The sequence below is a fragment of the Agrobacterium tumefaciens genome (assembly GCA_025559845.1).
Taxonomy (GTDB): Bacteria; Pseudomonadota; Alphaproteobacteria; order Rhizobiales; family Rhizobiaceae; genus Agrobacterium.
This window is the reverse complement of sequence record CP048472.1, coordinates 1-23337: the sequence shown is the minus strand read 5'-3', so window position 1 is coordinate 23337 and position 23337 is coordinate 1. Positions and strand designations below refer to the sequence as shown.

General features: G+C 57.5%; 23 protein-coding genes and 1 pseudogene. 8 read left to right on the top strand and 16 right to left on the bottom strand.

From position 1 onward, the window contains the following. Positions 1 to 22: 22 nt before the first annotated feature. Together FY156_29355 and FY156_29350 are read left to right on the top strand one after the other, a co-directional pair. Positions 23 to 484: a mobile mystery protein A gene (locus FY156_29355; protein UXS05661.1), complete on the top strand. Its 462-nt coding sequence runs from the start codon at positions 23 to 25 to the stop codon at positions 482 to 484. Next, on the top strand, positions 481 to 1077 hold the full coding sequence (locus FY156_29350) for a mobile mystery protein B (GenBank protein UXS05660.1): 597 nt from the start codon (positions 481 to 483) through the stop codon (positions 1075 to 1077). The genes FY156_29355 and FY156_29350 overlap by 4 nt, the downstream gene beginning before the upstream one ends. On the opposite strand, the gene FY156_29345 is transcribed toward FY156_29350, so the two are convergent. Both FY156_29345 and FY156_29340 read right to left on the bottom strand, forming a co-directional pair. Continuing rightward, complete coding sequence (locus FY156_29345) at positions 1038 to 2111, bottom strand: DUF3991 domain-containing protein (GenBank protein ID UXS05788.1); 1074 nt, start codon at positions 2109 to 2111, stop codon at positions 1038 to 1040. The genes FY156_29350 and FY156_29345 overlap by 40 nt on opposite strands. A gap of 697 nt (positions 2112 to 2808) precedes the next feature. After that, entirely contained in the window at positions 2809 to 3927 is a 1119-nt protein-coding gene (locus tag FY156_29340; protein UXS05659.1) for a hypothetical protein, read from the bottom strand. 462 nt (positions 3928 to 4389) lie between these two features. Between FY156_29340 and FY156_29335 the strand changes: the two genes are divergently transcribed. Next, entirely contained in the window at positions 4390 to 5016 is a 627-nt protein-coding gene (locus FY156_29335) for an NUDIX hydrolase (GenBank protein ID UXS05658.1), read from the top strand. A gap of 107 nt (positions 5017 to 5123) precedes the next feature. Here the strand turns inward: FY156_29335 and FY156_29330 are convergent, their stop codons facing one another. Continuing rightward, on the bottom strand, positions 5124 to 6119 hold the full coding sequence (locus tag FY156_29330; protein UXS05657.1) for a tyrosine-type recombinase/integrase: 996 nt from the start codon (positions 6117 to 6119) through the stop codon (positions 5124 to 5126). 855 nt (positions 6120 to 6974) lie between these two features. Here FY156_29330 and FY156_29325 point away from each other — a divergent pair. The 4 genes from FY156_29325 to FY156_29310 all read left to right on the top strand — a co-directional run bounded on the left by FY156_29325 (position 6975) and on the right by FY156_29310 (position 10466). After that, complete coding sequence (locus tag FY156_29325; protein UXS05656.1) at positions 6975 to 7541, top strand: hypothetical protein; 567 nt, start codon at positions 6975 to 6977, stop codon at positions 7539 to 7541. Between the two features lie 156 nt (positions 7542 to 7697). Then, on the top strand, positions 7698 to 8840 hold the full coding sequence (locus FY156_29320) for an Abi family protein (GenBank protein ID UXS05655.1): 1143 nt from the start codon (positions 7698 to 7700) through the stop codon (positions 8838 to 8840). Positions 8841 to 8849: 9 nt separating this feature from the next. Next, positions 8850 to 10070 (top strand): hypothetical protein, encoded by a 1221-nt coding sequence (locus tag FY156_29315; protein ID UXS05654.1) that lies wholly within the window; start codon positions 8850 to 8852, stop codon positions 10068 to 10070. Positions 10071 to 10073: 3 nt separating this feature from the next. After that, positions 10074 to 10466 carry a hypothetical protein gene (locus FY156_29310; protein UXS05653.1) on the top strand — a complete coding sequence of 131 codons (393 nt, stop codon included), beginning with the start codon at positions 10074 to 10076 and terminating at the stop codon, positions 10464 to 10466. 28 nt (positions 10467 to 10494) lie between these two features. On the opposite strand, the gene FY156_29305 is transcribed toward FY156_29310, so the two are convergent. The 10 genes and pseudogenes from FY156_29305 to FY156_29260 form a co-directional block, all read right to left on the bottom strand. Next, a complete protein-coding gene (locus tag FY156_29305; GenBank protein UXS05652.1) occupies positions 10495 to 10899 on the bottom strand; it encodes a hypothetical protein in 405 nt (134 codons plus the stop codon). Between the two features lie 97 nt (positions 10900 to 10996). After that, on the bottom strand, positions 10997 to 11989 hold the full coding sequence (locus tag FY156_29300) for a hypothetical protein (protein UXS05651.1): 993 nt from the start codon (positions 11987 to 11989) through the stop codon (positions 10997 to 10999). A 2-nt stretch (positions 11990 to 11991) separates the two neighbouring features. Further along, positions 11992 to 12576, bottom strand: a complete 585-nt coding sequence (locus FY156_29295) for an RES family NAD+ phosphorylase (GenBank protein UXS05650.1) — start codon at positions 12574 to 12576, stop codon at positions 11992 to 11994. Between the two features lie 8 nt (positions 12577 to 12584). Next, a complete protein-coding gene (locus FY156_29290; GenBank protein UXS05649.1) occupies positions 12585 to 13301 on the bottom strand; it encodes a hypothetical protein in 717 nt (238 codons plus the stop codon). A gap of 107 nt (positions 13302 to 13408) precedes the next feature. Further along, positions 13409 to 14626, bottom strand: coding sequence for an MFS transporter (locus FY156_29285; GenBank protein ID UXS05648.1), 1218 nt, complete (start codon positions 14624 to 14626; stop codon positions 13409 to 13411). Between the two features lie 81 nt (positions 14627 to 14707). Continuing rightward, a complete protein-coding gene (locus FY156_29280; GenBank protein UXS05647.1) occupies positions 14708 to 15277 on the bottom strand; it encodes a recombinase family protein in 570 nt (189 codons plus the stop codon). A 229-nt stretch (positions 15278 to 15506) separates the two neighbouring features. Further along, positions 15507 to 15819, bottom strand: a pseudogene (locus tag FY156_29275) (recombinase family protein). A gap of 54 nt (positions 15820 to 15873) precedes the next feature. After that, a complete protein-coding gene (locus tag FY156_29270) occupies positions 15874 to 16320 on the bottom strand; it encodes a type II toxin-antitoxin system VapC family toxin (GenBank protein ID UXS05646.1) in 447 nt (148 codons plus the stop codon). 2 nt (positions 16321 to 16322) lie between these two features. Then, positions 16323 to 16913 (bottom strand): DUF433 domain-containing protein, encoded by a 591-nt coding sequence (locus tag FY156_29265; protein ID UXS05645.1) that lies wholly within the window; start codon positions 16911 to 16913, stop codon positions 16323 to 16325. Between the two features lie 88 nt (positions 16914 to 17001). Continuing rightward, positions 17002 to 18114, bottom strand: coding sequence for a DUF1612 and helix-turn-helix domain-containing protein (locus FY156_29260; GenBank protein UXS05644.1), 1113 nt, complete (start codon positions 18112 to 18114; stop codon positions 17002 to 17004). A 281-nt stretch (positions 18115 to 18395) separates the two neighbouring features. Between FY156_29260 and FY156_29255 the strand changes: the two genes are divergently transcribed. After that, on the top strand, positions 18396 to 19337 hold the full coding sequence (locus tag FY156_29255) for a recombinase family protein (protein UXS05643.1): 942 nt from the start codon (positions 18396 to 18398) through the stop codon (positions 19335 to 19337). Positions 19338 to 19345: 8 nt separating this feature from the next. Here FY156_29255 and FY156_29250 read toward each other — a convergent pair whose 3' ends face one another. From FY156_29250 to repA, 3 genes are all read right to left on the bottom strand, one after another. Then, positions 19346 to 20665 (bottom strand): replication initiation protein RepC, encoded by a 1320-nt coding sequence (locus FY156_29250; protein UXS05642.1) that lies wholly within the window; start codon positions 20663 to 20665, stop codon positions 19346 to 19348. Positions 20666 to 20879: 214 nt separating this feature from the next. Then, positions 20880 to 21890: a plasmid partitioning protein RepB gene (gene repB / locus FY156_29245; GenBank protein UXS05641.1), complete on the bottom strand. Its 1011-nt coding sequence runs from the start codon at positions 21888 to 21890 to the stop codon at positions 20880 to 20882. A 229-nt stretch (positions 21891 to 22119) separates the two neighbouring features. Next, a complete protein-coding gene (repA, locus tag FY156_29240) occupies positions 22120 to 23337 on the bottom strand; it encodes a plasmid partitioning protein RepA (protein UXS05640.1) in 1218 nt (405 codons plus the stop codon).

Below are 23337 nucleotides of genomic sequence, written 5' to 3'. Positions count from 1 at the left end.
AGCCGCGGTAGAAAGTTGAACGATGAAGGACGACGCAAGAAAGCGAGCGCGCAGAAGGCTTGACGAGCGCCTTCGCGGGCTGCAGCCGGCAGAGGGTTTCAGGGCACCGCCAAAAGGATGGGTCCGGGCGTTGCGCGACGCGCTCGGCATGACAGGAGCGCAGCTCGGCTCAAGGATGGGAATCCGGCCCCAGACCGTGGAAGCGATCGAGAAGTCGGAGGCATCCGGAACAATCCAGCTCAGTACGTTGCGGCGTGCGGCAGAGGCACTCGACTGCACGCTGGTCTACGCATTGGTCCCGAATACGTCGCTCGAGACCGCCGTCAATGAGCGCGCGCGCAAGATCGCAATGCGCGAACTGCAACGGGTCGCACACACAATGCGCCTCGAAGCGCAGGGAACAGACAATGGCGATCTTGAAGCCCGTCTCCAGGCCTACATCCGCGACCAGCTTTCCGAGCGCGACCTCTGGTCAGAAAGATGACCGACCTCTTCCAAGAACCCGAGGACGCAACACCGCTCGAGCCGCAGGAGCGCGAGGGCCTGCTTCAAAGCTGGATCACCCACAGGCAGGATCTCAACGAGGCGGAACAGGAGAACATCGTCGAGGGTGCCGCCTGGGCGCGTGGACGACGGCGCATGCCGGTCGGCAGGATGCTGACCGAAACCTTCATGCGTACATTGCACCGACGCATGTTCGGCGAGGTCTGGCAATGGGCAGGCAGCTTCCGAACGACGGAGCGCAATATCGGCATCCAGGCCTACCGAATTCCGGTCGAACTCACGGCACGGCTCGATGACGTTCGGTATTGGGTCGACCATGAGATATTCGCGCCGGACGAGATCGCAATCAGATTCCACCATCGTCTTGTCGCCATCCACCCGTTTCCGAACGGCAATGGGCGCCATTCGCGTCTGGCTGCCGATCTGCTCGTGGAAAAACTGGGCGCCGAGCCCTTCAGCTGGGGTAGCGGAAGCCTGGGCGACGTGGGAAATCTGCGCACCCGGTACGTCGCGGCACTGCAGGCCGCGGATAATCACGACATCGCGCCTCTCCTCGAATTCGCGCGCAGCTGAGCGCAAAGGTCCTCGTTCCAGTCCTCGTGGTGGGGACGGTGGCGCTCAAATCTGCAGTCGGCGTCCCGGGCAATTGCTTCCAATCGATCAGCGTAGACATCGCCCTGCGCGTTATTATCCGTGGCGGCGACCACCGACATACCCTTCCGCGCCGCCAATAAACGGATCGCCGCATCGGTGGCAGGTGCCCAGCCGCCGCCGGTACTGAAATAGAGGCTATCACGCCGATTACTCTCCAGCGCGGCAAGGCTCATGGCGTCGATGGCAGCTTCCGTCACGCAAAGGCGCGGCGCGTGGATCGCGCCGAACCTGAACAGCACTTTCGCTCCCCCGGTCGAAAAGCCACGCCACTCCGGCCCGCGTTCTTCCCAGCCGGTGACGGCGCCCTCGCTGTCACGGTGCGCGGCCCACATACTGCCGCGCGGACCTTCGCGCACGAGATCATGCCGGAGCGCTGCGCGGATGGTTGCTTCCGGAACGCAGCGTTCGTCGCGGAGATAGCGCCAGGTCATCGAGCCCGGCCACGGCTTGCGCCGCTTCGTCCATCGTTCTGAAACTCCGGCCGGCAGATCGATCTCGCGCGCAGCGTGGGTCCAGACCGGCTCCTTCGGGACGAAGTCGACCAGCGATGCGACATGGTCGAGGGCTTCGACAAAGGGCACTCGGTCGAGATGCTCGACAAGACCGAACACGTCACCCTTGGCATCGGACAGCGGATCGAACCAGCCCCTGCCCTCGTGAATCACGATGATTATGGCCCCGCCGCCGCGGAATTTGACCGCCCTGCGGGTGCTCTCCTTCAGGTCGATGGCAAACCCAGCCTTCTCCAGCACGGCAGCGCATTGCACCCGATCCCTGAGGTCTTCCAGTTCCTTCTTTTCCATTTTTCTTCCCGACGCGCATTGCGTCCGCCCTTCCTTCTGTTTCCATTTCCATTTCCCCGCACCCGCGGGCTCCTCTCCGGACGCCGCGAAGAGCAAAGAAGGCAAGGGCGCGGCTGGCAACCTGCAGATCTGCACCTTGCGCTGACGGATCGTGCAGCCGCGGCGCAGCTTCCCTTGCCGCCTGCCGCTCGCAAGCGGCACGAGGGAGAAGGGTCTCAATGAGACCCGCCCGGAACGTATTCATGCACGATCACCAGATCGTCTTCGTCATCGAGTTCGTCGCTCGGGAGAACGCCGAACTCGTCGCCGGACCGGAAGAGCGTGACCGGAACCATCAGAGTGCGGGAAAGCTGAAAGGCGTGGTTTTGGGCAAGGGAAAGATCGGTGTTCATCTGAAGGCTCCATCTTTGGAGCGGGCCATTCCCGCTCGATGGCTCCCGTCAGTGTCCGGAACCGGTCGCGATCACCGCGAGGGCGAAGCCGAGCGGCGGCAGCTTGCTAGCCGACCCCGCAGCGGGTTGATCGTCGGAGATCCGGGGCCGGACCAGGAAGCCATCCATCAAGAGCGGAATGGCACGTCTCCTATGGACCTCGTTCAACCGACAATGATCATGCGGGAGCAAACCTTATAGCGAATGCGGATCTCTCCGAGATCTGCTCTCCTCAGAGGCCGGTTTTGGTATCAATTCGGAAGCGCGGTAAGACTGAGCTGGTGAGAAGAGCGGAAGAAATTGGAACGCGTGATGAAAAGCGAGGACATTGCCGTACTGGCTCAACAGCTAAAGGAGCAGGAGTGAAAGCATGGGTTCGAACGCTTGCGTCTAGAGGCCCGGGGCGAGGACCCTTATTAGTTGTGCATCACTCGCGGAGATCGCCATGACCTTAGTCTGAAATAATCGTCAGCTTTACCGTTCAGCAGGTCAGCCTCGATATCAAAGGCTGACTGCACGATTGAGTCCATTTCCCTTTCGCGATCTACTGCGAAATAACGCTCCTCAAGTCTGCGCTGCTGTATTTCGATGGAATCCCGCCAGTAGCGGGTTCCTTTTATGTCAGTATGTGTCTCGACATATCTAGCCAGGGGACCGCCACGTTCCCGACGCATGTAGCCCGGGCAGGCGCAGCAAAACTCGTAGAGCTTGTCGTCGCTCGTTGCGATCCAGACATCATGCTCGATGATGCCGAAGTTGAACTGCTCGCGCGAATTGTTCACGATATCTGCAGCAGCAATCAGCTTCAGGTCGTTAGCTCCATTCAAAGCGATGCGCTCCAGTACTTTGTCGGGTGTCAAGCCTTTGCCGCCACCCTTTTTCAGTTTCACGAAGTTGTTTGTGATAGCTACTTTCCGCGTCCTGAGTTGGTCAGTTAAGCCATTTTCGGGGGCGAAGACATATCGAGCGATCGTCAGTTCCTTGAGACTGATGAGATCCAGCACCTCGGCGCAATAATCGATGTAGAGGGCGAATTTTTCCAGGCCATTCAACGCCTCTAATCGATGTATGACGTTCATAGCGAGCAGCGAAGCATATGAGCACGAGATTGCCTTCTGACGCTCCAGCGACAGCGCGCTAAAATGCTCAGGGTCCATCTTTCCACCAGCATACGGAACCTTCATCGAGTTTGGGTCCTCACGGAAATTTGGCAGATAGTCTGCAAGAAACCTGTCGAACGCTGCTTCAACGTCGCCTCGACGCGCTGGGGGCAGTTCTTGGTAAGCCGCTGCGGGCGAGATGAATACGCCATACCTGGAGGTCTTCTCGATGAGTCTCGCGAGTTCCAGAACACCAGCATTCTTAAGTTCCTGGTGTCGCTGGCCGGTCTTATAGGCGCTTTCGATTGCAATCAGGATATTGGTGTCGAACATAATATTGGTTTGTCGACCATTCCGATGGTTTTCTCGGATGGCATCCCTGTCGAGGTTGATAATTTCGGTTGAGTTCGACGACGATTTGAAAGCGCGTATCATGAGGTTCTCTGTTTTATGCTCTGCGTAGTTCTCGGTCCCGAAATCTGGGTCTTCTTGTCGATACCAATCTTCCGCTGGCCTCTCCTGTATAATAATCTGATGATCTAAACTTAACCTCGGGCTCAGACAGCGATTTTTGTTCTGGAAATTGCGCTCAAGCTTTATTTTGCTTTAAAATTGCTGCGAGCGGACTGACAACTCCCTGGGCGCCACCGCGCCTCAGGATGGGGAAAATCAATGGAAGTTCCGGCTTTTGATTTTCAGCGTATCAATGTGAAGATCGGGCGCTTATCCCGAGCCGGAGACTATGCCGAGCCCGTTCCTTAAAGCCCGAGATTTCAGGTGAAGCCGCCTGGCAAGCTCGGCATATTTCAGACCACTTGAAGGTAAGCCGCGACCCATTGCAGCCATCTTTTATGATCAATACTGTCTCGATCGAGCCGTCTGGTGAAGGAGCGATCAATGTCTGAAACACCCTGGTTGGCAAAGGCGAAGCGTCTCCAAGCGATAGCTTCGACCGGGCATTCGTTCTGCAAAGATGAGTTTGATCGTGAACGCTACGAGGAAATCGCAGCAATAGCGAACGCCATGTTGGCTGATCTCGCCGATGTTCCGGTGGAACGCATTCGCGACTTGGTCTCTGACTTTGCCAAAGGGTATGCCACGCCTAAAATCGACGTTCGCGCAGCTCTGATCGAAAATGGCAAAATACTGCTTGTGCGCGAGAGATCCGACGGTCTGTGGACGCTTCCGGGAGGCTTTGCAGACGTAGGGCTTTCGGCCTCCGAGAATGTAGTAAAGGAGGTACGGGAAGAAGCTGGTATCGCCGTTTCGGTGTGTCAGCTCTACAGCGTTCGCCACAAGGCCAAGAGCAGTTATGAGCCAGATGCGCGGGACTTTTACAAGATGTTCTTCCTTTGCCGCCGAACGGGTGAACTGACGCTGACAAGCGGGCTGGAAACCAGCGAAGTTTCTTTCTTCGAACGCGGCCGACTTCCACCATTATCGCGAAGCCGCTCCATTGAGCGCGACGTCGAGCTGGCCTTCGAATTCAAAGACGGTCGCCAAACGATAGCCGTTATTGATTGAACATATTTACAGTGTTCCGATGAACATTTCCGGCGCAAGGATACTACCATCAAACATTTAGAGAACGGGTCTGCTGGCGCCGCAGGATAGCCTGCGGCGTCAAGTTGCTAAAGGTTGTCAAGAAACGACAAGAGTTTATCGTTAGCTTTGAAGCGACAGAAAGGCTGCTTGCTCAGCGAGGCAACCTTTGCAAGTGCGGCCCCCTTGATCGCCAGATGCGCATGAAGGTAGGCTTGGGTGGAGCGTGTGGATTCGTGGCCAAGCCAAAGTGAGATGACAGTGCTGTCCACCCCCGCATCCAGCAATTCCATCGCCGCACTGTGACGAAGAACGTGCGGTGAAATGCGCTTGGCTCGCAATGACGGGTATTGCTGTGCCGCCTGCTTCACATGCTTCGCCAGCAGATATTGAACCGCGTCCGGACTCATCCGAGATCCATGCACGGTCGGGAAGAGGATGTCGGACTGGCCCAATCTTGGCTCGTCCAGCCATTGTTTAAGCACGGAACTCAGAATTTTGGTGAGCGGAGTGACGCGCTCCTTCCGTCCTTTTCCGAAACATCTAATATGCGCGCCAGTGTCCAGGGTGACAGCGCCGCGATCGAGGCCGACCAGTTCGGAGAGCCGCATGCCCGTCTGTATTGCCGTCAGGAGGAGGCAGCAGTCGCGGCGACCGATCCATAATCGCCTGTCCGGTGCTGCCAGGAGCGCCTTGATCTCATCCCGGACAAGGAACTGTACCTCGCGCCTCGTGCCGATCTTGCCGGGGATGGCGAGCACGCGTTGGATCTGATGGCTAAAGGTAGGCTCCTCGAATGCAAGGAACCGAAAGAAGGCTCGAATAGCGGTAAGCCTGAGATTGTAGGTGGCGGTGCCCGATCGTCTTTCTGCGGTGAAGTCATCCAGGAATGCTATGACGAGCTCTGCGTCGAAATCTTCAAGCATCAGGGATGATGGCTGCTTGCCCGTCTTGCGGTGGGCGAACCTCAAAAAGAGCTTGAAGGTGTCGCGGTAGGAGGCGACGGTATGCGTGCTGACATTGCGTTGGCGCATTAGCCGCTGTGTAAAGAAGCGCTCGATAAGACGTGGAAGCGAACTGGTCATTGTGCCGCCTCCCATCGCGCGTCGAGACGGAGTTTGGCTTGCTCCAGAAGATCGGGATGTGCGCTTAGATACCAGTATGTGTCGGCCACCTTTCCATGGCCGAGATATGTCGAAAGTTCCGGGATTCGACGATCGACGTTCTCAACGTTCCTGTACCAGTCCAGAAGTGTGCGCACCGCGAAGGTATGGCGAAGATCGTGAATCCTTGGCCCCTCTGTCTCGGAAGCTCCCCGCAGTCGGGCCTCACGGGTCCAGAGAATGAAGGAGAAATGAGGGTTGGCATGGTTCAGACCCCGCCCACGATCCCCTGTGAAGAAGAACCTGCTGGCGCGCGGGTCGGCAGACGATCTCGCTCATCAGAATACCGTCGGAGTGCGTCCCAGGTGCTGCGATGCAAAGGTATGTGTCGGCTCTTACCGCTTCAAGCGTTGAAGGACTGACCTTGAATTGCCACAGGCGACGTTTTTGATGCCATCATTTCGTAGCCGGATCTGGAGAAGAGCGCCCGAAAATCCGCTGACTCTACGTCGGGTCCCACTCCGCGCTCAACCGAATTCCGAATGCACCTTCCGATGCTCGGACCGAGGTTGTGACACTGGTCGCCCAGAACCTTGAGCGCAAAGACCAAGAGACTGCAGAAATAACAATGCGAGATCAGGCCATCATTTAAAGCGCAAAGTCTCTGCCGATCATTCGCGTGGCCTGGGCGGTCGCTTTACACGGGGCGAAGATAATGATGCAGCAGCAGCCCGCCGATGGGGAGGGAAGCTGGATCATACTTAAAAGACACATTTTGAGGTTGACCGTAGTAGGTTTACGCACTATGTTGCCCCGTAGTCGTACTACGGAGTTTATATGGGCGACAGGACAGTCACGGACCGCATGAAGCGGCAGCGCGAACTGCGCGCGGCGGAAGGATGGCAGAAGGTGACCGTATGGGTTCCAACCGTGGTAGATGCCGAAGATGTCAAGAAACTCGCTGCCGAGCGCCGGGCCAGGGCCGAAGCGCTCGCCGGCCTTAGCGAAGAGGTGCCTAAAGTGAACGTCGACACAGCCGAACGGATCGCGAGGGCGATCGCCGAGCATGGCTCCAAGGCTTACAATACGCCCTCGGGCGCCGTCCTCGAATTGATGAAAGAACTCGCCAAGGAAGATGATTTGGAAAGTCTCGCGAGTGCGTTCGTCATCATAGCAAGGGCAAAGCCAACCAACGCAAAATTCATTACCGCACGCGTGCCGGCCATGATCAGCGAGTTTCTTATCCGCCATCGCGGAATCGACGGGGGTGCGATGGGCAAATGGGGCATGTCAAACCCGGGCTGGGCCGATGAGATCAAGGCGGCCATACGCGAACCGGAACGGTTCCCGCAGGTTGTCGACGCCCTGGCGCAAACCATTAAGCGCAGTCAGACCGTGCAATAATGCGAGAAGCGGACGTCGAGCATTCGCAAATTCCGGAAAGGGGTTCGCCTTACAGCGGCAACATCCGAGCAACTCTGTTGCTAGCGGCTGCACGAATCATATCTTAGAAATTGAAACACCAGGTGAGGACTGGCCTGACCTGGTGCACAAATATCGGTGTCGAAGGCGCATGGCAAGCCAGTGGGGCCTGTTCGACTGCTTTGGAGTAGTTATCTACGTAATATGGCAGAAAGTCAAGTTCCTTTTCCCTACCTGCCGGCGCAACTGCAGGCCATCCGTGCCTCGATTTCCGAGCCGCGCTTCGCAACTTACCTTGCAAAGGGCGGCAATCACGAAGAATATGCGATGGCGCTGTATCTCTACAACGCCCGGGTTGCCAAAGCGTTCCTCTATCCGCTTAATGTGGCAGAAGTGACACTGCGAAATGCCGTCGACGGGATCCTTGTCGCAAGGTTCGGAGCGAACTGGCATCAGGACGCCACATTCCGCGATCAAACTCTGACAGGGAATGGCTTGGCGACGCTCGACAAGGCGATACAAAGGGCGGGCGCGGGCGCAGCACGTGACCAGATCGTCGCGACGCTCACCTTCGATTTTTGGTCGAACCTCTTTCGGCCGGAATATGGTGGCCTCTGGCGCACCACCGTCAATATCGCTTTCCCCCATCTACAGCACGGCGAAAGCCGCCAGGAAATCCAGAACCTGGTAAAGCCGATCAATGTCTTCCGGAATCGCGTGGCCCATCACGAACCGGTTCTTGATCTAAACGTGACTGACATTCATGCCAAGATCGTGCGGCTGATCGAATTACGATGCGCCGAAACGGCAACCTGGATGAAGCATCACTCCACTCTCAGCACCGTCGTCAGAACGCGCCCTCGCCGGGACGGCACCAATGCCAACACGCTGGCCGCGAAGCTCGATCCGGGGTTCGTGCCAGTCAGGCCGGAAACGGGTTTGAGTGAGCTGGCCGAGCTGCTCGACGAAAAGCATCAGGCAATCATCTGCCTCGACGATGACGGGCGTCCGATCGCGGCGCTCACAGTAGTAGACGCCATCCGCTTCATCACAGAGTGCGCAAAGAGGTTGGGTGGGATGATCGATCTTAATGATCATACGGTTTCGGACCTGGTCAAGGTGGCCAACCTCGCGGACCGATGGACGCAAATGGATGACGCCACCCCGCTCGCCTTGGCGGTGAAGGAACTCCAGAAGCCGCGTATCCAGATTCTCGTCGGGATTGAGGCCGCATCAGGCAAGGCCACAGGCGCGATTTTGCGCGCACACCGCCGCTATTGACCGGAAGGATTGCACTTGAGCTTCAAATTGGTGGATTCTGGATGGTCGGACGAACTGGATATCGGGATGCGGGAAAGACCGGAAACGGTTCTGATCGTATGTCCGTTCATCAAGAAGCAGACCGTAGAGCGCCTGATTTTCGCGCATTGCCCTCGTGATCTTCGCGTCATCACTCGATTCGACCTCAACGCCTTCAATGCGGGGGTAAGCGATATGGATGCGCTGTCTCTCCTTCTCCGAAGCGGAGCGAAAATCCGGGGAGTCGTCGGCGTCCATTCCAAAATGTATATCTTCGGCGGCAAGCGGGCGATCGTAACAAGCGCGAATCTCACCGAAGCCGCCATGTTTCAGAATAAGGAGTTCGGCTTCGCCGCTGATGACCACTTCATCGCCGCACAGTGCCAGAATTATTTCGACCGCTTATGGGCCAGCACCAGACACGATCTGTCGCAAGCCGATATCGAGCGATGGCGGCAAATTCTCGCCCCGTACCGTGTCGGGACGAGAGATAGCATTTCTCTACCCGACTTCGGAGAGACGGTGAATTCGACATCGCCGTTCGTACTGGAGCCTCCGACCGATGCGCCTATGCAGTCTTTCGTCAAATTCTTCGGAAGAGCGGACAACCGCGTGTCGCTATCTATGGGGATCGACGAGGAGGTTATTCGCTCCGGTTCGCATTGGGCATGCACGTACCCGAGTGGAAAGCGGCCACGCCAGGTTCGAGAGGGGGCCATCATGTTCATGGCTCGTATGGTTCAGGCGCGGAGCGACTACATTATCTACGGGCGCGCCATTAGCAGGGAACACAGACCAATTCTGGATGACGCCACACCAGCCGACGTGTCGGTGAGAGTATGGAAGGAGAATTGGCCTCACTACGTTCGCGTCCACGATCCCGTCTTCATTAACGGACCGCTTTCGGCAGGAGTGTCCATGGTCGATATGATGACCGAACTTGGTCCGAATTCTTTTGCGCCAACGCAACGCAATCTGAACGCCGGCAGTGGAGGCAATCTCAATCCGCGGCGCGCCATCATGAGAAAACCGCATATGGAGCTCACGCCACAGGCCTATAGGTGGATATTCGATCGGCTCGAGAAATCGATGATGCGGTATGGTGCGCTCGATCTCACCGACTCGCGTTTCGACCTTCCGGCGGCGCAAGACAACTCCCCAGATGCGCTTGCGACCACCCCACAGCTGTCAATGCAGTCTTTAGAGGATTAGAAAATGGATATCCCGCACGTCTCGCGTCAGCCACCTGAGATCGGTAGCCGGGTGAAAATCTACTTTGATCGTAAGTCGGCTGATCTCATCATTGAGACCCCTGAGGGACAGCGCAGCAGGGATTTTATGGGCGTTTGCATCGGAGACGCTGTTTTCGACACGGAACCCACCGCCAGGAGCAGCACCCGCTGCATCGTGACGGGAACTTTTCTTGCTGTCCCGGGCTCACGTGAGAGCCGCGATATCGAGTCGGAAATCCGCGCGCAGGGCAGATCGCATCTGGAGTTTTACTGGTGGCGTGACAAGACGTGGCCACTCCGCAAAGCGCGCCTGGCGTTCATTGCGAAGCCTCATGGTGGCTTCCCGACTTCGATGGTCGTCGACGGAGAAGACTAACAGGGGGCGCCTCGGCGCCGTCTGTAGTCTACAGATCAAAGATTTCGAGGCCTGAAATTATCATTTGCGCCGTTCCCAGCAATGATCTGGGAAGTCTCGCTGCAAAGGCCTGCCTACCGCTATCGACAATTGCCATTATGCGATGTCGGCCGTCCATGACTGAGATCCAGCCCTCCTCTTTTGAGGTCGGTGTCAGCACCGGAAAACCTATTGGTTGGTTGGAACCGATCCGGCGCACCCAATAGTCATATTTCCCTTGCTTGAAATCCACGCCGCCGCCGCCTCTCCTATCGATCGACCAAAACCATGGTGCATGATTTCCGAGGTGCTGATCAAACCCAGCACTCGGCACTTGGACGGTTACATAGTCGTCCAGGTCCGCGAGCGGCACTTTTTCATTTGAGATATAGGTGAGGCCAAGAAGGGTCGTCATGGAGCGAGCATCTCTGATGGAATTATGGGGTTGTAGTAATTTACATGAATTCCCTGGTCAGAAGGTGAAACCAACACCCCGACATAAAGTCGGCCATTTAACCCAGCGTCCGGAAGCGTCGAAGGGAGCGCGGCGAACGGCGGTCAAGAAGCAGGACCCCGTCAAGACCGGACGAAACACTTCTATCCTGCCGACCCGCATAGGTCTGCGACCGACCTTCAAGGGCAGAGAAGACCTGAGCGACACGCCTGCGACGCGTTGCTTCAGTCGGGGGCCGCTCTTGTACCAAGGCAAGGATTTCCTTGTCGATACCCAAGAACACACCATCATCGATCTCGCGGCCGACATAACCCGCACCAACCTGATCGGATAGATCAAGTACCGGCTGATCGAGGATAATGGAGTAGGCTCGTGTAATCGCTTCGAAGAGATCAAACGTCACGGTGATGCCGTCACCCTTTGCCGGCGGATCCAGCACTCTGCCCTCTGCACCACCGGCCTTGAACATGAAGAAGTTTGCACAGCGCGTGGTCGGCGCCCGTCCGTTGACCGTGTGAAGCGCCGAAACCTGCCCCAGTGCCTTCGCAACGGTGCTTGCGGCTGGCGCTCGGATGCGACCCGTACTCTCGAACACATGGCGTTCCCTTCGCTTGATGCCGATAAAGTCGGGACGCGATTTTGGAGGAGGAGGCGCTGCGCCAGCCTTCGGCGCGACCGGAGCCGTTGGGGATCCCCATCGGCAGGAGGCAAGGCCGGCGACATGCACGAGATACTGCACGCTCATCTGACTCTGAGCATACCAGTGCGTGAACGCCTCGCCGAAAAGGAACGAAACCCCCACCTTCTCCGACTGCTCCAAACTCCGAAAATAGGCCATCGTGTTCAAGGAGGCATCCAGATAGCCCGTCGCCATCGCGACCAGCATTTTCTCCCGCCAGGGGCCAACGGTGCGGACAGCGGCTCGACGGCTGGGATAGCCGACGGTCAGCAACGAGCGGATGATGTCGGCATGTGTCGCTGGCAACGTTTTCGTGCCATTCAACGCCGTAAATCGTCCAGAGAAGTTTGCGGAAGTGACTGTAACGGACATACCTATCGCCCGGCCCGGATTGACACCCCGATAGACCGCAGGGCGGGTATCAGGTCGGCTTGACGAACTAACTCGACCGCCGGAGAGGCGACAAGTTTCTCACCGACGGCCCGATCGTAGACCGCCACGCAATCTGTTGCAGTGAGGCGTGAGGAATAGAGCAATCCATCGACAGCATAGGATCGAAAGATCGACTCGCTCAGTCTCTGCCCTTCCTGATGTTCCTTGCCCCGGGCTGCGTCCGTGCTGACGCCCAACCTCAGGAGGCCGGTCGTGCGCAGGTCGAGAAGAATGAGAGCATCCGTGGCCGTCACCTCAGTGACCGACCAGTCCTCGATTTCACTCTCATCCAGCACTCGGTCCTGCGTCCCCTCGAAGCGGTCGCGCACGATCGTCTCCGCAATCGCGGTCGCGAGATCATATGCGGCATAAAGCAGTCGGAACATCTGGTTTGGACTTGAGAATCGCGATTGACCGAAACCCATGCCGAGCGGGGTCGACATGTGGGCTACAGGGATGATGCGGAGATAGGATTGAGGGAGAAACGCAAGCGCGAGCTCCCGAACCGTTTGAGGATCAAGTTTCACGATTCAGCTCAACCAAAATCGCGCTCAGCTGCATCCAGAACCTCGTCAAGATTGCCCATCTTGAGATTGTCGAGCGGCGTTCCGCCTATGCTTGGCTTCGGCTGGATCAACCATTGCCACGCTGAACGCGGATTGCGGATGATTTTGGTGACCTGAGGCATGCCCTCGACCGGCCGGCCATCCACAAACTGAGCCAGGGGAAAGACATGCTTTCGCTCGCCCTTGAGCAGACCGACTACAGCTCCGCGCTTGTGCCAGTCGTGTAAGGTCGATCGCTTCGTGCCGAACTTTTTCTCGATATCGCCCGGACCGGCGACCGGACCGGCCCAGTCTTCGATGCGGGTTGGCGTCGCAAATTCGTCGAGCCTGCGGCGCCCTTCCTCAATGCCTACCGATTGACCCAGACCAGCACCTCGGCTGACCTCCACAGGCTTTTCGACCGATACCTCCGCGAGCACATGACCTGGCTTCGCAGCCAGTTCGGCGACGGCGGCTTCGACAATATGGGCGAGTTCCGTTTCGTCGTCGGCAATCCGACGCTGTTGCTCGACAGAAAGGCGCGCTGCTACCGCAGAGACCACGGCCATGACCTTGCCAGTCGCCGCAAGAGCCTGCTTTGAAAGGCCTGGATTGTGTCGGGCCAGAACCTTGAGAACATCGGCTACCGCAGCCGGATTGACTTCCAGCTTTGCGCCCATCTGCGATTTACGGGTGACAGCGACCATCTTCGTCTTCCTTCTTGACTACAGCCAAGATAATGCGGATTGTCCGGTTTGTCCAGATTGTTGCCATCAGAGGGCGTCGCGTTGGTTTCCCGCTGAACAACGCTTGATCAGGCAACAGCCTTGATGTCGGAGGGGATCGATATCGTCGCGACGGCCGCAACGACAGAGGCAATGCCCGCCAGAACGAATGTCGTGGACAGCGATGACGTGATCACCATGCCGGCCAAGGCGGAACCAAGAGGGAAACCGGCCAGATTCAGGCTCATCGAAATCGACATGACGCGGCCGAGTTGTTGCGGATCGGTTCGACGCTGGCGAAGCGTCAGAAGAGCAACATCGATCGGACCGGACATGACGCCGGCAAGCATGAGGCCGATCGCCAGCCCGCCAAACCCAAACTCAGCTGCCACGGGCCATGCCGCCAAGGCCGTAATTACCATTCCGATAGCCATAATGTGACGCTCGCGACCGGTCGTTCGTATGTGCCCAGCGAACAGCGCACCAATCCCGCCGGCAATGCCCATCGCAGCCCACAGGAAGCCTGTCACCGAACTCCCAATGGAAGTGTCGTAATGGTTGGCGACAAAAACCGGAACGACGACATAGAGAACGCCCCAGGTGATCTGATACATCGAATAGGAGATGGCAAGGCCGCGCAGTGTCGGTTGCCGAGCCACGATCTGGATGCCTTCCAAAGTCTGCCGCATGAACGACGCCTGCCCTGACGCCAGACCTGGAAGGAGCGGTACGAGGGACATGCATATTGCCGCGCCTGCATAGAAGAGGGCGATCATGGACATCGCACTTTCAGGACCAAGCCACGCGACAATGATGCCGGCCATCGCTGGCCCGACGACATCAACGACGGCATAGACCGCCGTATCCAGCGCATTTGCTCGATCGAGTGCGTGAGACGGAACCAGGCGAGGCAATAGGGTGCGGGTGCCAGCTGCGCCCAACGGACCGGCGAGGGAAAACAATATCACCAGAAAGAACAGGACCGGTGGCGTCGTCCAGTTGAGCCAGCTCACGGTACTGATTGCGGCAATGAATATGGCGCTGGCAATCATGTCGATTCTGACAGCTATCGTCGGTCCGACGCGATCAAGCAGAACACCCGCGATTGGACTAACCATCAGGCCAGGCACGATTGCCGCGAAAGTCAGCCAGCCGGCCAGTGCCGGTGACGAGAACCGCGCCAGCACGAACAGCACCAACGTGAGAATGAACATGCGTCCGGCCAGACGCGAGAGGGTAGCAGCGACAATGAGAGGCGTCAGACCGGGAATTGTGGTGAGGGCTCGGTATGAATTTTGCTGTTCCATCGTGACCTGCGAAAGATGGTTGGATTTTTGAACATCAATCAAGTGCGCTCGGAATGTCCGGGCTGAATGCAAAGGCAAGTATCAGGCAGTTCTCTGAATGCCGAGACGTCGTAATTCCCGGTAGACAGTTGAGCGACCAAGGCCAAGCTGCTTGGCGGCTTCGGTCGGGGATGTCTTAGCTTCGATGAGTTTGATCGCCGCGTCTATCTTTTTCATGTCGAGGGGTTGGCGGCCGGGGCGCTTGCCCTTGGCTCTCGCCGCGACGATACCGTCCTTCGTCCGTTCCGAAATCAACCGTCGCTCGAAATGGGCAATGGCCCCGAAGACATGAAAGATCAGCTCGCCGGCGGCTGACGACGTATCGATCTTCTCTTCAAGGCTCAGCAGGTCGATCTGACGCTCGCGCAGCATCTTCACGGTCTCAAGCAGTTCGGCCAAAGACCGGCCGAGGCGATCCAGCCGAACGATCGCTAGCGTGTCGCCAGCGCGAGCATAGGCAATAAGATCCGCCAGACCCGGCCGATCCATGCTCTTGCCGGACTTCACATCGGTGAACACCTTGATCGCTCCGGCGTGTTCGAGACGCAGCGTCTGACCCGCTACATCCTGATCGCCGGTCGAGACGCGCGCATATCCAAGAATTGCCCCCATGATGGCGTCTCCGAAACGGCCGTTCTGTGGACGGTGACAACCGACCTCATTCCGCCACTGAAAAATCGTCCATATAATACGTCTCTTTATTCTCTGCTGTCCATAGATTATCACGCCCTTTTGTGGACGAGTTAGCAGGGTGAAGATGCGCAAACATGAACTTTTGACCGAGCACGAACGGCGACAGCTCTTATATGGGGTCGGAACAAGATCTGTTCCCGCAGACACGCTAAGGCCGAACGGAATGTGAACTTTCGTCGCGAACCCGCATGACGGTCTGTCGGCTGGTTGCGAATTTTCGCGCGATCGCCGAAACGCTCATGCCTTTCGCTAGATCTTCGCGTACATCTTTCTTCTGCTCTTCACTGAGCGTGGCCGGCCGGCCGAGGGTCTTGCCTTCCGATTTGGCGCGCTTGAGGCCGGATTGCGTCCGCTCGACCAGCAGATCGTTCGAACTGGGCGACGGCGTTAAGCACCTGCATGGTCATTGTGCCGGATGAACTGGTCAGGTCCGCGCCGCCGAGAGCGAGACAATAGATCCGTTCCGCGGAATTGTGGATGGCTGAGATAGATATCTTATCCCATCCGATCGAAGCTCATCGTGCCACATCTTGGGAGGGCACAGATCTGGCAGGCTTCTTGAATGGATCAAGGACCGTGACGCCCCGGCTCTGAAAATCCGCGACGTTGCGTGTCACGATGACCAGATCATTTACCTGCGCTGTCGCGGCCAAGCCGGTATCGTCGGTATTCTTTTCAGATTGACCGAGCATCTGCCCCCAACGGCGTGCGACAGCCTCGTCGACCGGGAGAATACGACCTTGATAAGCGGCGAAGATTGCGTCGGCAGCCTTGGCAATCGCGTTCGCCACAGTGTCATCGGCTTTCCGCTTCTTCTCGATGCCTTTCGAAATCTCTCGAACCGAGATCACGCTGATGGCGAGATCGGTATCATCGATCGTATCGAGCCAAGCCGCGACATTCTCGTGCGGTTCGGGTCGACCAATCTCTTTCAGGACATTTGTATCGAGCAGGTATTTCAAGCTCAGTCATCCAGCGCGCTAAGATCGGCTGCGCGCATGGCGGCTTTTGCCGTTTGCTTCGGGTACGGCCGGCCCGCCTTCGGATGCGCCTCCGCATAAACTCGCGCCGCCACGACCTGTTGTTCCTTCAAGGAGGGATAGTCGCGAAGGACCTCTTCGACCGTGGCGCCGGCGTCGAGAAGAGCAGCGATCCGATGAGCCTCGATGTGCGTGCCTCGGATGACCGGCTCCTTCCCGGATAGGTCGACCTGATCGGTGAGCTTCTCGAGTTCCTTCAGCTTGCGCTCGACGAAGACTAAGTGCTGACCGATGTCGTAGCGCTGTTTGCCGAACACGACTTCCTTCGCGAGACCGCGCTTTAGGGAGGTCTGCAACGCCTCATAGAACTCGGATTGGCTCTTGGGCGTGAGCGCCAGTTTGAGTTCGTCATAGGCATGGAGAAACACCAGCTCAGCTTGACCGAACTGTCGAATGCTTCGACCACCTCGCTTCACGAGTTGCGGCTTAATCGGCGCGCGCTCGACAACCTTCTTGAAGATGTCCAGCGGCGCGCCCACTACAAAAGCCGCCTGTGCCGTTGTCAGATGTTCCATCCGATCGCCTCTCTAATTCACCCCGAAAGATAGGGCCGAATTAGAGATAGTGCAAGGCCCCCGTTTGATTTCATTTTGGCAGGGTGTTTCAGACAATACCCCAGGCTCGGTAGCTTCCACGTCCCGTCATTTCCCGAACACCCAGCTCGGCGATCAGATCGAGCGCCGCGCGATGGCTCACTCGCAACTCCTTGGTAATCATGGATGAGGAGACGATCGGCCGGGTTAAAAGCAAATCCACGACACCGGGAAGGCTGCTTGACGACCGCTTTCCTTGGAGCTTGCGCTCTAGGCGGTCCCGGGCTTGGCCTAACCGAATGATTTCTTTCATCCCCAATGCTGCCCCTTCCGCCATGGCCTCAAGCGTGGCGACCAGTCGCCGCGTCCGGTCCCGAGACCGGCGACGATCGCGCGGAACAACCTTCAGGCCGAAATTGAGCCCGAACAGGTGCGACGCGAGCTTGCCGCGCGCGCGAAGATAGGAACTCACCAGTTGCGCACCGAGCCAATGTTGTCTTTGCAGCGGTTCCAGAGTTTCCCACGCATCCCAGAGGATCGCAGAACTGAGCGTCGGCGGCATCGCCGCAACCTGCTGCATGACGGCTTTCCATTCCGAAAGCCGGCCGCCTTCGTCCCAGTCCGGATCCCGAATGATCAGTTCGCCAAGGGCCAAAGATCCCGCCTTGTGTTCCTGATCCTTCCCTGTCGCGGCTGCGAGCGTGCGAGCCGACCGGTCAAGAAGCGCATCGATTTCTGCCATCTCGTCGGCGAAACCATCATGGACCTCATCCGACGTCACCTCTGCTAGCGGTGCTCGCGCGCCCTCCCCTGACACCTCACGTGCGGGAGGGATCGAAGCCCGGGCAATCAAGTTTTCGAGACCTGATTGGCTGATCGCCCAGTCTGCCTCAGCCCCGGCTATTCGCCTCCGGGCCCGGAGGATAGAATGTGCGATGGTGATGTCGTGCGTAGGGGCCCGAACATCCCGCTCGGCATCGTGGAGAACTAGGTCTTCGACGTGTACGAGTTCGCCGGCGACCCACATGCTGGCGGTGGCGTCATGGAAGTGCGCTCGCTCGATGAAGCCCGGTCCCACTACACTACGCCGCACAATCTCATCCAGGCGTGCTAGTTGATCCTCGGCGTGAGCGACCGCCGGAAAAAGAAGCGCCAGAGGCAAATCGCCGATTTCATAGGCCATTGGTATTCCCTGTTAAATTGTTCAATATTGAAGCTATTATAACGTTAACTTCAATCACAGGTGAGAGATTTTCCGCCTACTTTATATATAGAACGGAGCGGCGCTCCTGATTGTACAGCTGGACCGTCGGCGGACGTCGAAGCGCCCAAAAACGTTGTCTTTCAGCGCATTTTTTTACCAAAGTGACCACGCACATGCGTCAAGAGACGTTTACAAACGATCGTTTATCCTTATCCTCTGCGTTTGGAAAACTGCCCTTCAACACTCCTCAGGCGCTGCAAATGGCTCGTAACACGCAAAATCGACGTTCCGGTCGGCCTCAGGGCCGTATAATCGGCTATGCCCGCGTTTCGACGGACGAACAGGCGACGGAAGCGCAGGAGATCGAACTCAGGTCGGCCGGTTGCGACATTATCGTTCAAGAACATGGTTCCGGCGCCTCGCGTGCCCGCCCTGCTCTTTCCAAACTGCTTCGGGAGATTAGCGCTGGCGACACGCTTGTTGTGGTACGACTTGACCGCCTGGCGCGCTCGGTCAGTCATTTGCTCGAGGTAATCGAGGATATGACGGCGAAGGGCGCGCATTTCCGGTCGCTGCGCGATCCTATCGACACGTCGACGCCGCAAGGAATGTTTTCCCTCCAGGTTCTCGGCGCCGTGGCGCAGCTCGAACGCGCGCTCATTTCCGAACGAACGAAGGCGGGTATCCGCGCAGCCAAGTCCAAAGGAAAGCTTTCCGGCAACCCGGGCATCCGGGAAAAGCGCCCGGAGGCACTGGCAAGGATGACCGCGGCCCAGAAAGCGGCATATGGCGATAGGATTCAGGCGTCCGCGAACCAATGGCTTCCTACCGTTCGTCGCATGCGACCGGATCACACATGGGACGACATCGCCCGAATGCTCAAGCAGCGGGGCCTCGACTGGACGCCGGAACGTCTTCGCCGCGCCGTGAAGTGGATGGTGACGGAACGCCTGGTGGATGCAGCGCTCCTGAAAAAATCTCCTCCCCGTCTTCCCGAAGATCGCCTGATGACGCTTGTGGCCGGCATCCATTCTTCGAACCCCGACCTGAAGCTCCGCGAGATCGCCTGCCAGCTTGAAAGACTGCACGAGCGCACGCCGCGCGGTGGATCCAAATGGGCGCCCTCGTCCGTCAAGAACCTGATCGACCGCGCCCGACGTTCCGGGTTGATCACCGACGTCGACATCGCCGCGGCTGAATAGCGAGAGGATCACCAAGATCTCGGCTTTCGCAGGTTTTTGAGCAGCGATTCCGATACGTGGAGGCGGCTGTCATCCTCGACCTCCTCAGCAGTTCGCGGCTTTCCAGCGCCGACTGCATTCTTCTGCTCGTCCAGCTTCGCCCGGAGCAACGCCATGACCATCGGCCAGGTCGAAAACTTCCCATCCTTGGCCCGGTCGGTCAGGCTGCGCAGATAGCCCCCAGCGTTATTGATCTGACCGGCCCGCTGATAGATCGAAGCCAGCGTGATCGCCGCGTGTTGCTCGCCCATGGTTTCGCGGGCCTCCCGCCAGGCGCTCGGACTAATCCCCAGCATCGGCCGGGCAAGCTCAGCCGCCGCCAGCAAGTCGCGCCAATGCCGAATTGGACCTCCCTGGGCCAATTCCCGCATTTCGGGGCAGGCATCCAGCACGATTCCCAAAGGCAGCTCGCGTTTCGGCAAGCTCCGTACATTGTCGGTTTCCGCAACGCTGCCGCCCGCTTCATCTTTTTTTCTAGAGCCGTATTCAGATTCAAATTTAGAGTCTGGATTTGAATTCTGTTTGTGGCGACCGATATGGGACTCATTGGCGTCCAGATTCATCGTTTTTGTGAAAGATTCCAATACGTCACGGATCTCGATGCAAAGTTCCTGAAGCTCTTGCCCAATACTCTCGACAAGCTGCCGAGGTGCCGAGCGTGGCAGGCGGCCGATGATCCCCTGATAGGTCTGGGTAACTCTTCCCCAGTTTCCAGGAACGCTCTCTTCGACGCCAGTTTCGATCATTTTGACAATGTCACGACGAAGAAGAGTCAAGCGCTCCTTGGCCACCCGGAAGGCCTTTTTTTCAGCTTGCACTGTCTGGGCCAGATCTCGGAACTCCTCGGCCCGCGCGACGATCGGCGACAGATCGAACCCATAGGCCTGCTCAATCTCCCCTCCCCTTCCCTTGCGGGCGAACCGCTTGCCATTGGGGCTGTCGCGGCGAATGATGAGCCCGCAATCAACCAGTATGGCAAGATGCCGGCGCAGTGTCGTGGCGGGCATGCCGTTGGCGCGAGCCATCAGCTGTTCGTTAGAAGGCCATACGACCAGTTCGGCACCACCAGTCAAGGCGGTCTCCGGGTAAAACGTCAACAGCGCGTTCAGGATCGAGAGTGAGCGGTCCGTGGCTCCGATCAGTCCCCGGGATTCACGGATGTGCTGGAAGACCTGCCATTTGTGGGCGACAGTGTCTGATGCGACAGCTTTTGCTGCCATCTGGCTTGCAATATGGCCGAGTGTCATCGGCCGCCGCCCAAAGGACGTCGTTGAGATATGCGTCTGCATTTCCTTTTACCTTTTGTTAGGCAATTGAAATCCGCCCGTCGAAATGACGCTTTCCCTTACGGGACCCTTGACTACGATTCCTGGAAATGCGATTCTCTTAGCTGCGAGACTACAGAGAAGGTCTTCCGGAACGCCGTTTCGGGGGCCTTTTTCTTTTGCGGTGAGAGCCAGTCCATCTCAGTCGAGCGGAGCTTTAAATTGGATGAAACCCTGACTATTGGTCGAGCTTGCCTCCTCCGTTGGTTTCAATGAACTGGGCGTACAGACTGTCCAACTGGTCAGCGACATATTCGCCAAAAGTTGGCACCAGTCTCTCGTCGAAAACCAGAGCCGTTCGTCCAGTTTCTTGTCGGATCGTCGCTGCCTTTTTCCCCTTTGGCGTGCTCCAGGCCCTTACCTTTTTTGGAGTCTTCGCAGGTGGCCTTGAAACGGCGTTGAAAATGAGGTTAAAGCGGGTATCGCTATCAGATTGCTTGAACTGCTCTGACCCAAGCATCGCTTCGATTGCGTCGGTTGCCTTAGGCTTCCCAAGCCCCTCGGCAAGTGCGACCCAACGCGATCGACCCGCTTTCGACGCTGGGCCGATTTGTGTGGCGAGGTTCAGCGGTATGCCCCTTGCTACAGTTATGTAGCGGCTGAGGTCGGCCTTGTCAGTGGATAGCGCGGCAATGATGGTGGCTCTATCAAAACCCGCATCTTCGAGGCGCAGGGCGAAGAGAGCCTTCTCAATGAACGAGAGGTCAGCACGGTTAAGATTTTCGCGGCCCTGGGCCACGACCAGTTCACAGTCCGTGAGATTTCGAACAATGGCAGAAACCTCTCTCCGCAGATTTACTGCCGCGCGCAGCCGCCGCCTTCCATATACGATCTGATATCGACCGGCAGCCTCAGGGTGCGGTCTGACAAGAACCGGCACCTGCTGCCCCTCCTGCGAAATGCTCGCCTCAAGCTGCTCGAATTTCGGATCCACGTCTGAGGGCAGCCGATCCGCGATCGGCGACCCGTCGATCATGGATGGATCCAGAGACACGACGGCTTCGCCTGTAGCCAGTTGATCCTGCAGCCGAGCTGCAGCCTTTGCGCCCTCAGCCATCTCTTGCAAAGACGAACCCATGGCCGAAATCGCTCCGGTACGAACACGAGCGGTCGACTTGTCGACTGCTGCTCTATCGGTCGCAGGTTGCTTCTTGAGGAACAAAGTATCGATTGCGTCTTTGCGGCTCATGATATCGGCCTCTTGGGTTTGGCGTCGTGGCGTCGCATTTTTGATTGCAAATGCGCTTGGTTGGGAGCTCCCAACAAGACAAGACAACTGCACCCTGGCCAATTAGCGATGGGCGTGCGTCGTCGTCTCAAATTACCCCGGCTTCTCCAGTGCCCCATGTCCAGGGGGCGAATCAACACCTGTCTGTTGGGAGCTCCCAACAGATCTGTGAGGAACGCAAAGCCTTTCATTAGACCCGCCCCCACGCCATCTTGATCAAAGCCTCGATCTCCGAATTCACCGCATCTAAAGATTCCATCGCCCGGTCGTATGTCGACCGCGTAAGGTTCTCTCGCCCTATCTCATAGAGCGTCTGCTTGGTTAAACCGGCATCAGATACCGCTGCCGACTTGACCATAGGATTTGTAAGGACGTGATCCTCGAACATGTTGCGCAGCAGTGCCGTCACTTTCGTCTGCGGCGCGTCCTGGGGCTCATAGCGCGTCAAGAGATAGCGTATGAAATCGTACTGGAGATTGCCCCCCGCCTCTTTCACGACACCCAGAAGGTCGCGTGTCATGAGGAGAAACTGGCTCATGGAAGCGATATCCAGCATCTGAGGATGTACGGTGATTACCATTGATGTTGCAGCACACAACCCGCTGAGAGTCAAAAACCCAAGCTGAGGAGGGCAGTCGATGACCACGACATCGTAATCGTCGGCGACCTCATCAAAGGCTTGGGCCACGCGAGTGAAGAACAATCCGTCGCGCGTACCTTTGTCAGTCAATGCTTTCGGGGTGGTATGCTCGAACTCCATAAGCTCGAGATTTCCAGGAACAAGGTGAAGACCATCAAAATACGTCGGTCGGATCACATCTCGCAACGGACGACGTGTGTCGTCGTACCGAATAGCCGCATAGAGCGTTTCGTTTGCACCGACATCAGTTTCTGGCAGAACGCCGAGGAGTGCTGAAAGACTAGCCTGCGGATCGAGATCGACTGCGAGAACCCTGTAACCTTGCAACGCCAGATACTGTGCAAGATGAGCGGACGTCGTCGTCTTCCCAGAGCCACCTTTGAAGTTGGTTACAGCAACGACTTGCAAATGCTCAGAACCTCGGCGATGAGGCACAAAATCAATGCTTTCACGTCCTCGAGTCGAGCCGGCAAGCATCTGCCGGATTTCGTTTATCTGACCGAGGGTGTAAAAGCGCCGTCCGTTGCTGGCGAGTTCAGGTTGCGGCCCTTCGCCAGCCAGTGTCATCTTTCGAAGAGTTGAGTCAGATATTTTCATCAAGCGTGCGGCTTCACCCGAGGTGAATTTGCGCAAGCTCTTGTGCGACGTCGGAGGAAACAAAGCCTCGCTCATCGCTTGAAGCTGAGAGCTGAGCTGCTCAGCATGCTCACCAATGGTAACATCTACCGACGGGCGATCATTTCGGGATATGGCAGCGGCTTTGCTCAC

Excerpts from the sequence above, each read along its gene's own strand:
- FY156_29355 (UXS05661.1), top strand. The coding sequence starts at position 23 with ATGAAGGACGACGCAAGAAAGCGAGCGCGCAGAAGGCTTGACGAGCGC.
- FY156_29350 (UXS05660.1), top strand. The coding sequence starts at position 481 with ATGACCGACCTCTTCCAAGAACCCGAGGACGCAACACCGCTCGAGCCG.
- FY156_29340 (UXS05659.1), bottom strand. The coding sequence starts at position 3,927 with ATGATACGCGCTTTCAAATCGTCGTCGAACTCAACCGAAATTATCAAC.
- FY156_29335 (UXS05658.1), top strand. The coding sequence starts at position 4,390 with ATGTCTGAAACACCCTGGTTGGCAAAGGCGAAGCGTCTCCAAGCGATA.
- FY156_29330 (UXS05657.1), bottom strand. The coding sequence starts at position 6,119 with ATGACCAGTTCGCTTCCACGTCTTATCGAGCGCTTCTTTACACAGCGG.
- FY156_29325 (UXS05656.1), top strand. The coding sequence starts at position 6,975 with ATGGGCGACAGGACAGTCACGGACCGCATGAAGCGGCAGCGCGAACTG.
- FY156_29310 (UXS05653.1), top strand. The coding sequence starts at position 10,074 with ATGGATATCCCGCACGTCTCGCGTCAGCCACCTGAGATCGGTAGCCGG.
- FY156_29305 (UXS05652.1), bottom strand. The coding sequence starts at position 10,899 with ATGACGACCCTTCTTGGCCTCACCTATATCTCAAATGAAAAAGTGCCG.
- FY156_29300 (UXS05651.1), bottom strand. The coding sequence starts at position 11,989 with ATGTCCGTTACAGTCACTTCCGCAAACTTCTCTGGACGATTTACGGCG.
- FY156_29290 (UXS05649.1), bottom strand. The coding sequence starts at position 13,301 with ATGGTCGCTGTCACCCGTAAATCGCAGATGGGCGCAAAGCTGGAAGTC.
- FY156_29285 (UXS05648.1), bottom strand. The coding sequence starts at position 14,626 with ATGGAACAGCAAAATTCATACCGAGCCCTCACCACAATTCCCGGTCTG.
- FY156_29280 (UXS05647.1), bottom strand. The coding sequence starts at position 15,277 with ATGGGGGCAATTCTTGGATATGCGCGCGTCTCGACCGGCGATCAGGAT.
- FY156_29265 (UXS05645.1), bottom strand. The coding sequence starts at position 16,913 with ATGGAACATCTGACAACGGCACAGGCGGCTTTTGTAGTGGGCGCGCCG.
- FY156_29260 (UXS05644.1), bottom strand. The coding sequence starts at position 18,114 with ATGGCCTATGAAATCGGCGATTTGCCTCTGGCGCTTCTTTTTCCGGCG.
- FY156_29255 (UXS05643.1), top strand. The coding sequence starts at position 18,396 with ATGGCTCGTAACACGCAAAATCGACGTTCCGGTCGGCCTCAGGGCCGT.
- FY156_29250 (UXS05642.1), bottom strand. The coding sequence starts at position 20,665 with ATGCAGACGCATATCTCAACGACGTCCTTTGGGCGGCGGCCGATGACA.
- repB (UXS05641.1), bottom strand. The coding sequence starts at position 21,890 with ATGAGCCGCAAAGACGCAATCGATACTTTGTTCCTCAAGAAGCAACCT.